The organism is Okeania sp. SIO1H4 (assembly GCF_010672695.1).
Lineage (GTDB): Bacteria > Cyanobacteriota > Cyanobacteriia > Cyanobacteriales > Microcoleaceae > Okeania > Okeania hirsuta.
The window spans coordinates 167,021-174,716 of the sequence record NZ_JAAHGB010000009.1 but is presented as its reverse complement, the minus strand read 5'-3'; the positions used below and the strand labels follow the sequence as shown (position 1 = coordinate 174,716).

The window sequence follows — 7,696 nt, the reverse complement described above, 5'->3', positions numbered from 1 at the left end:
GTCGGGAGGTAGACAAACATCTTGATCGAAGCGGATCAACATTTATTTATGTAAGGGGGTGCTTTCCGCCCCACCCTGTGGAGGAGTGGGGAAACCAGCACCCCCTTACCAACCCCCTTATGGTTGTACTAATATATTGGTTCCCTTGCTGTAAGGGAAGATGGATTTTCTGACTAGCTTGAGCAATTGAACTTCCAGAAGGATCTAAGCAATCGTAGACAATATTGCCAATTTCTTCATCAAGTTGGATGTAGTGACTAAAAGCTTGCAACCAACGCCCTGTTCCACAGGCAACATCCAGTAATCTCAGAGAGGAACTTTCCCCCTGATGATATTGTGATAAAAAAGTACTCGCCCAGTCGAAACGCTGCGCTAACTGCCAATAATCAATTACTGGATCTTTGTCTTCTGGACTTCTTTGTTGAACAGTAACACTGGGAACTGGCAAGACAAAAACCCCAATAGGTTCATTTATAAATGCTTTTCCACTTTCCTCAATCTCAGCCAATCTCCAAAATGCTTGTAGAATCTTAGCAAATTTTGCTTCCTGAAGCTGGCGCAAATCACATTCCATACAAAAGGACATAATTTTAACGCCATTTTCCAAGCCTTGGAGACATTCAGTTACATCCAGACGAGCATCGACATGGTGATACTGATGCGGATGAGATTGAGTATCCAGTAAATTTCTAATATCCTCTGCTGTGAACATTTCATTTTGGTTCCCTTTCGCTTCCAGCATAAACTCGCCCTGAATTTGAGGAATGCCTGTAGCTGTTTGGTGGACAATGACCACCTTTCCGCCTTCTCTTGTTTGCTTTAAAGCACTCTGAATTGCTTGGTAAGGCTCATCAAAGTAATATAAAACATGGGTCAACAGAACCAAATCGTACTTCTGTTCGCTTTCAAATCTACCTGGTTCAAAATATTCATCACGCACAGACACCTTGACATTTTTGCCAAAAGATGCTTGATCGAGCCGTTGTAGAAAGCGATCGCGATGGATAGGGTTGGGTTCAAGTGCTACATATTTTAACTGCTTCCACCGTGGATCGAGTCTGGGAATTAGGCTTTGTATAATTTCGATATCAATATCACCTTCACCACTACCAATACTGAGTACCGAGAAGGTATCCTTTTGGTGTGAGCGTGAATAACTTCGCTCCAGTAATACTGTTACATTATTGCGGAACCATTCAATGGCAGAAACTGTCATCGTCGAAGCTGCTTTGCGCAATTCATAACTCTCAGCGTAAAACTCATCATCCAGTGGTGGAGCGACAAATTTTTGATGGTGTTGCGAGTGACGATCAATATCAGAATATTTCAAGTTCTCTGGATATTTGTATTGAGTTTTCATTTAAAAAATCAGGTAAGGATTTAGAATTTCGCTAATTTTGTCCTTCTAGTCAGTCAGCAGTTATATCATGTCCGGTTGAATAATTAGACTTTGGTGGAAGGAAGGCAGAAGGCTTTAGTTATCTAGGATAGCAGTTAGTTATCTAGGATAGCAGGAGGCAGAAGGTTTTCTCAAGAGTGTCACCTTAATTTTATATACGCTCCGATGCTACCGGACATGATATTATCATCAAAAATTGGTTTTTCCAACCCGCAGAAAGCTTCCATGGAACGTCTTTACATTCTAGACAATTTAGCGGAATGAATGATACAAAAAAATAGTGGAGCAGACAAGGTTACCTACCCCACTATAACTAAATTAATTTAGCTATGAATTAGTATCTTCTTTGATTTGGCTTATGTACGATGAAGCTCAATACCTGACACTGCTTCACATTATCAAAACCCATCACGCGAATATAGCAATCAGGATTTTCAGAACGGCAAGCATCGATCTCACTTAAAACTTCTTGAACTGTTTTGGCATGGAATAGAGGTAACTTCCACAAAGTCCAGTAGTGCATTTCTGGTGCAGAAGATTCACTAAATTCTACACCAGCGATGAAACCTTGATCCAAAATGTACTGAAGTTGCTGACTAATTTGGTTAGGACTCAGAGGAGGCAAATAGGAAAGGGTTTCAAAACGACGCTCTTTTGGTAATGTTCTCATGTTTTTTTACTGTTTAATACAATGTGCAAGGGAGCCAAATTTTGAATCAATCAAGATTTTATATCTCAGCCCCCCGGTCTCTCCGTGGAGGAAAATTTAACAAGCTATCAGCTATCAGCTATCAGCTATCAGCTAAAATTGGCGGGTTTAAGTTCCCCACTATATTTATTTGAAAAATTAGTGGTGTACGTTGATGGGGGTTTGTAGACACGGAGTGGCTTCTTTTGAATATCCCCCATTTTATGCCTTGAGAGCTGACCGCTGACCGCTGAGGTGCTTACTGCTATTTTAACCGCAAATTTTCGTGGCTAATCTGTTCGTTGCTCTGGATCTAAACTAGGGTCAGCTATTTCCAGTTGCGTTATCTTTTCCAGATACCGACGGCGATGTTCCATATTATCTTTCTGAATACCACTGCGCAGCATTTCTGGTAAATACTCAGCCACTTCCTCTGCTAAATGTTCTCGAACGGTCATCACTCTAAATGCTAATTCTTTATTTTCCTGGAGCAACTCTTGTAGGTAAGCTTCTCCATCTTGAATTTTGCCTGTTGAGGAAAAACCACTTAACCAAATTGCTAAGGGAGGGTTCGTCTCTCGTAACTGAGCAGTTACAGTCCGCACAGCTTGATAGGTCAGGTAGCTCGTCAGTACCTTTGCAGTATCTTTCGCAACTTTTTTAATATCCATTTTTGACCCCAGCCTGAATATTGTTGTTAGACTTTAGATTTTAGATTGAGGATTGATTAACTAGCTATCAGCTATTAGCTACTAGCAATCAGCGTGGATAGTCCACATAAATAAAGACAGGCTCTAGCTTGTCATTTAACTTTAGGAGGGGTTTAAGTTTAAATCCCCTGATAAAAAGCTGAATGCTGAACGCTGAAAGCTGAACGCTTTTTAAATCCTTAGCAGACAAGTGTGACATATCTATTTCACTATTGCCATCTAAAATCTAAAATCCCACATCTCAAAGACAGACTTAGAGGGTATCCATTGCCTCGAACTCGAACTTGATTTCTTTCCATAGTTCGCAAGCAACGGCCAAGTCAGGAGACCACTTAGCAGCTTCACGGATGACATCGCCACCTTCTTTGAAGAGGTTACGACCTTCATTACGAGCTTGGATACAAGCTTCTAGAGCTACACGGTTAGCTGTTGCACCAGGAGCATTACCCCAAGGGTGACCCAAAGTACCACCACCGAATTGTAGGCAGGAATCATCACCAAAGATTTCAACCAAAGCTGGCATATGCCAAACGTGAATACCACCAGAAGCAACTGGCATTACACCAGGCATGGATGCCCAATCTTGAGTGAAGTAAATACCACGTTCGCGGTCTTGCTCAATGTGGTCTTCCCGCATCAAGTCAACAAATCCCATAGTGATACCTTTTTCACCTTCAAGCTTACCAACCACAGTACCAGAGTGTAGGTGGTCTCCACCAGACATTCTCAAGCACTTAGCCAAAACGCGGAAGTGAATACCGTGAGCTTTCTGACGGTCAATTACAGCGTGCATTGCTCGGTGGATGTGTAATAAAACACCGTTACGACGACACCATTTGGCCAAAGTTGTATTTGCAGTAAAACCACCAGTTAGGTAGTCGTGCATGATGATTGGAGTGCCAATTTCTTTAGCAAACTCAGCACGCTCCATCATTTGTTCAACGGTGGGGGCAGTTACGTTCAGGTAGTGGCCCTTAATTTCACCAGTTTCAGCTTGGGCCTTTTCAATAGCTTCTTGTACAAACAGGAAGCGATCGCGCCAGCGCATGAAAGGTTGAGAGTTAATATTTTCGTCATCCTTTGTGAAGTCTAAACCACCGCGCAAGCATTCATAAACTGCTCTACCGTAGTTCTTAGCAGATAGACCCAACTTAGGCTTAATAGTACAACCTAATAGAGGACGACCATACTTGTTTAATTTGTCACGTTCAACAGTAATACCGTGAGGAGGACCTTCAAAAGTCTTGAGATAAGCTACTGGAATCCGCATATCTTCCAGACGTAGCGCCCGTAGTGCTTTGAAACCAAATACGTTACCTACAATAGAGGTCAACATATTAGTTACAGAACCTTCCTCAAACAAATCTAGAGGATAAGCTACATAGCAAATATATTGATTATCTTCGCCAGGAACGGATTCAATATCATAACAACGACCTTTGTAGCGATCGAGGTCAGTCAACAAGTCAGTCCATACTGTTGTCCAAGTACCAGTAGAAGATTCAGCAGCTACCGCAGCACCAGCTTCTTCTGGAGGAACTCCAGGCTGAGGAGTCATACGGAAGGCTGCCAGAACATCTGTATCTTTTGGTATGTAATCAGGGGTGTAATAAGTTAGTTTATAGTCTTTTACTCCAGCCTGATACCCAGACTTAGACTGAGTTTGTGTTTTAGCGTAACTCATATATTCTTTCCTAAGAATCTATTCACTTTTCTGCTATACAGCATACTATTTTAGATAATATCAAGAATTAGAACTTTTCCACTTTAAAGATTATTTTTTTATTAATAACTTTTTTTAATCTATTTGTTACATTTGTTAATTTTATCGCCATAATCATTTAAAATAAATCAAGTGAATAATTGCTCATTGACAAAAAAACACAAATATGCAAAGTAAAAACAATTTTAATTATCCCAGATTAAATATTGAACAAATACAGGGGATCGTAAAAAAACGAGAGATTCACCAAAAGTGCAAGATTTGAGTAGTGAACTAATAAGGAAAAAACTTGACTATAATTTTATGTAGAAATTATTGCTAGTATCAAAATAATATAATTACTTTTTCCAGAAAAAATCAGCACTTAATACAAGAAAAAATCGGTAAATTAATTTTTCTAGAGCGCTAATTATTCAGCACCTTTCTATCGATAACTAATACCACTATCGGACTCAAGTAATCTACATTTAACTTGCATTTTTGTCTGCAAAATAAAAATAATTAGACCTAATGGGACTTACACAAAATCAAGCCAGAAAATAGGATCAAATATAGATGGGCAGAGGCTTTTACATCAAAAAGGCATAATTCCTGAATCAGCAGGGGTTCTAGCCATTTTTAAGGCATCGAGGTAATTCCCTTGTCTAGACTGAATTTGACGCATTTTTTCTACGATAAAATGTCTGAGTACCACTAATTATCCTTAAGCTAAAGCGACATGGTTTTCAAGAAGAGCGAACTTTTAAGATAAAAATATAAGTAATTTTCCTATTGTCCTCAATTCATATCTAACTGTAGATGACTGTACATCAGTCTGTTTTATCAAAAGTCCACTGTATCAACCCCCATTGTCTAAGTCCAATCCAGCCATGGGGAAATAACTTTTGTCAAAGCTGTGGAACCCCACTTCTCATTAACGATCGCTACATTCCCCTGCGAAAATTAAGCGCTGGTGGATTTGCGAAAATCTACATTATTTGGGACCAAGAAACTCAAACCGAACGTATTCTGAAAGTATTGTTAGAAAGCTCTCCCAAAGCACTCGAACTATTTGACCAAGAAGCTTGGGTACTTGCCAGTATCCGCCATTCAGGTATTCCTAGAGTCGAAACAGGAGACTATTTTCACCTACGCAAGCGAAATAGTCAGCCAGCAGTTGGCCACTCTAGTCAATGGTTTCTCCCATGCCTAGTCATGGAAAAAATTGATGGTTGTACCCTAGAAGAAATTCTGGAACAATATCCCCAAGGATGTCCAGATTTCTATGTAATCAATTGGCTTTCCCAAGCGGTAGAAATTTTATGGGAATTACACCGCCGGAAAATTATTCACAGGGACATAAAACCTTCTAATTTAATGTTGCGGGAAATCCAACCTTCAACTTTGACAAAATCTTCTTTATCCTATTCTTTTCATCATCAACGAAAAAAAAGAGGTCAACTGGTCATAATTGACTTCGGTGGGGTAAAACAAATTAGTAGTTATAGAATCCAACCTAGAGAAACTGTAGCAAAACGCAGCACAACCAGATTAGTATCTCCTGGATATAGTCCTCCAGAACAAATTAATGGGGGTGAAATTGGCCCATTCACAGATTTTTATGCTTTGGGCCGTACTTGTATTCATTTACTAACTGGTCAATATCCAGCAGAATTGGAGGACCCCTTAACAGGTAAGCTAAAGTGGCGTCAACTTAAGCCAGTTCATCCAGCTTTGGCTAATTTACTTGATGATATGGTGAGTTTAGATGCGGCCCAACGACCAGCAACAGCAGCAGAAGTGCAAGTCCGTTTAGCTAAAATTTATCGACGGCAAAAGAGGTCTCTGAGAATATATTTGTTAGCTACATTAGCTACAACTGTTAAAAATTCATTAATAGCTCTGTTGAAAAATCTCAGTGAGAATATTAATAGGTTATTTTTTACGCTGTCTAAAATTTTTCATCAAATAGTTTCAGGATGTGTAGATACAATTTGGGAAATGGTGTTGGGGGCAATTGGGGGAAGTATTGGGGCAACATTCGGATTAATTTTTGCTTATTGGTCAGGAATAGGCGATCGCCTCGCTAGTATATTTACTAATCTAATTTTTCTTGTGTGGGATGTTCCCCTAAATATTGGTCCGGAAATACTTGTCTTTGGTTTAGCTGGTTTGGGAACGGGAGTTGGTTTAACGGATGTGGGAGGTTTAGGTCAACGTCGTCGTTATGGGTTGGCTGCATTTATGGGAATTATTGGTTACATTTTAGGAGGGTTATGTTGGCAATTTTCCCAAGTTGGTAGTAGTGTCTATACGACAAAAGAAGATTTAATTATCCTAGAAATTATGGGTAAATTATCTGTGGGGGTAGCTACTGGTGTTGTTACTCTAGGACTTGGTTTAAGAAAGCATAACTTTATTTATGCTTTTATAGTTGCTAGTTTGACGGCAATAGTTTTTTTGGGTTTGGAGCAATTAAATATTTTTCCAGAGTTATTTTTACAGTTTACTTTTATGAATCACAGTCAACCTAATTTATTAGAATTTTTTACAAGTATAACTTTTTTCAGTTTGTTAGGTTGTATCAGTGGTTTTTGTTTGGGTGTTAGTCATTATGTGATTATTCCTCTTTTACGTTGGTTAGGTTTACGATAAGTAGAGCGAGCGTCGCCTAAAATTTGGTTTGTTTAGCAGTAGGGATATAGGGAGCGATCGCTCTTGTTTAAGAGTTGGGAGATTGGGAGATGAGGGAGCGAAGCGTTTCGAGAATAAAGACATAATCTCCAAATGCTTCACATTTTCTATATCAGGATGTACCTTCCTGTTTTTTCTTAGCTAAAGCTTCTTTGATTTTTTTCTCTGCCTCCTCTTTTTCTTCTGGAGTTAAGGGTCTTGATGCTGGGGTAACGTTAATTCGTGCTTTTTTAATGGAGTTAATAGATTCAAGTAGTTCGCTTAGTGCGACTTCTTCTTTTCCTTGACGTGCTGCTCTCATAGCTGCATCTATAACAGCATTTTTGGGGTTGCACATTATGGAATGATATTGCCAAAAATTGGTTTAGATTTTGACTAAAAATAACCATTAATTAATCATTCTAGCAATTGATTAATCCACAATCCAATTCTATCAAAAATATCAAATCATTGTCGGGAGGTAGACAAACATCTTGATCGAAGCGGATCAACATTTATTTATG

The 7,696-nt window shown here is 39.2% G+C and carries 6 protein-coding genes; 1 reads left to right on the top strand and 5 read right to left on the bottom strand.

Annotation, left to right across the window (positions count from 1 at the left end):
• Positions 1 to 46: 46 nt before the first annotated feature.
• The 4 genes from F6K06_RS10475 to F6K06_RS10460 all read right to left on the bottom strand — a co-directional run bounded on the left by F6K06_RS10475 (position 47) and on the right by F6K06_RS10460 (position 4,481).
• Entirely contained in the window at positions 47 to 1,360 is a 1,314-nt protein-coding gene (locus tag F6K06_RS10475; protein WP_287240816.1) for a class I SAM-dependent methyltransferase, read from the bottom strand.
• Positions 1,361 to 1,733: 373 nt separating this feature from the next.
• Positions 1,734 to 2,069: a ribulose bisphosphate carboxylase small subunit gene (locus F6K06_RS10470; protein ID WP_124145529.1), complete on the bottom strand. Its 336-nt coding sequence runs from the start codon at positions 2,067 to 2,069 to the stop codon at positions 1,734 to 1,736.
• A gap of 308 nt (positions 2,070 to 2,377) precedes the next feature.
• Complete coding sequence (locus F6K06_RS10465; RefSeq protein WP_124145528.1) at positions 2,378 to 2,758, bottom strand: chaperonin family protein RbcX; 381 nt, start codon at positions 2,756 to 2,758, stop codon at positions 2,378 to 2,380.
• Positions 2,759 to 3,050: 292 nt separating this feature from the next.
• Positions 3,051 to 4,481, bottom strand: coding sequence for a form I ribulose bisphosphate carboxylase large subunit (locus F6K06_RS10460; protein WP_124145527.1), 1,431 nt, complete (start codon positions 4,479 to 4,481; stop codon positions 3,051 to 3,053).
• A gap of 837 nt (positions 4,482 to 5,318) precedes the next feature.
• Between F6K06_RS10460 and F6K06_RS10455 the strand changes: the two genes are divergently transcribed.
• Positions 5,319 to 7,154, top strand: a complete 1,836-nt coding sequence (locus F6K06_RS10455) for a serine/threonine-protein kinase (protein ID WP_124155539.1) — start codon at positions 5,319 to 5,321, stop codon at positions 7,152 to 7,154.
• Between the two features lie 151 nt (positions 7,155 to 7,305).
• Here F6K06_RS10455 and F6K06_RS10450 read toward each other — a convergent pair whose 3' ends face one another.
• Positions 7,306 to 7,530 (bottom strand): hypothetical protein, encoded by a 225-nt coding sequence (locus F6K06_RS10450; protein ID WP_124145525.1) that lies wholly within the window; start codon positions 7,528 to 7,530, stop codon positions 7,306 to 7,308.
• Between the last annotated feature and the right edge of the window lie 166 nt (positions 7,531 to 7,696).

Excerpts from the sequence above, each read along its gene's own strand:
- F6K06_RS10475 (WP_287240816.1), bottom strand. The coding sequence starts at position 1,360 with ATGAAAACTCAATACAAATATCCAGAGAACTTGAAATATTCTGATATT.
- F6K06_RS10470 (WP_124145529.1), bottom strand. The coding sequence starts at position 2,069 with ATGAGAACATTACCAAAAGAGCGTCGTTTTGAAACCCTTTCCTATTTG.
- F6K06_RS10465 (WP_124145528.1), bottom strand. The coding sequence starts at position 2,758 with ATGGATATTAAAAAAGTTGCGAAAGATACTGCAAAGGTACTGACGAGC.
- F6K06_RS10460 (WP_124145527.1), bottom strand. The coding sequence starts at position 4,481 with ATGAGTTACGCTAAAACACAAACTCAGTCTAAGTCTGGGTATCAGGCT.
- F6K06_RS10455 (WP_124155539.1), top strand. The coding sequence starts at position 5,319 with ATGACTGTACATCAGTCTGTTTTATCAAAAGTCCACTGTATCAACCCC.
- F6K06_RS10450 (WP_124145525.1), bottom strand. The coding sequence starts at position 7,530 with ATGTGCAACCCCAAAAATGCTGTTATAGATGCAGCTATGAGAGCAGCA.